Consider the following 474-nt stretch of genomic DNA (forward strand, 5'->3'; position numbering starts at 1 on the left):
GGTTTACGGTTCGCGAATCGTACTGCCGACCGGCATGATGGCGGGGGCAATCGAGATGCTCGCCGCCGGGATCGTCCTGCTGGCGGCCTCATGGCTGAGCGGTGAAACCTTAACCCGCGTCCCTTCCTGGTCCGGGATCGCCGCCCTGGCCTATCTGGCCATCTTTGGCTCGCTGATCGCCATTAACGCCTACATGTTTTTAATCCGCAATGTCACCCCGGCGGTCGCCACCAGCTACGCCTATGTTAATCCGGTGGTCGCGGTGCTCCTCGGTACTGGGTTCGGCGGCGAGAGCCTGTCGCTCATTGAGTGGCTGGCGCTGGCGGTGATTATTTTCGCCGTAGTGCTGGTGACGCTGGGGAAATATCTCTTCCCCGTCCGCAGCGAGGCTACTCCTTGTAAGGCGTCGAAGTAGTCGTCAGTTCGCGGATCCCCTGCGTATCGATCTGCGCGTCGTGTCCGGCGCCGCAGATC

The 474-nt window shown here is 61.8% G+C and carries 1 protein-coding gene; it reads left to right on the forward strand.

All coding sequences use genetic code 11. The features are described from left to right. Positions 1-415, forward strand: a 415-nt coding sequence (locus M3194_RS30845; RefSeq protein WP_251657957.1) for an EamA family transporter, incomplete at its 5' end; no start/stop codon positions are given. Positions 416-474 lie beyond the last annotated feature (59 nt).

The organism is Paenibacillus glycanilyticus (genome assembly GCF_023715145.1).
Lineage (GTDB): Bacteria > Bacillota > Bacilli > Paenibacillales > Paenibacillaceae > Pristimantibacillus > Pristimantibacillus glycanilyticus_A.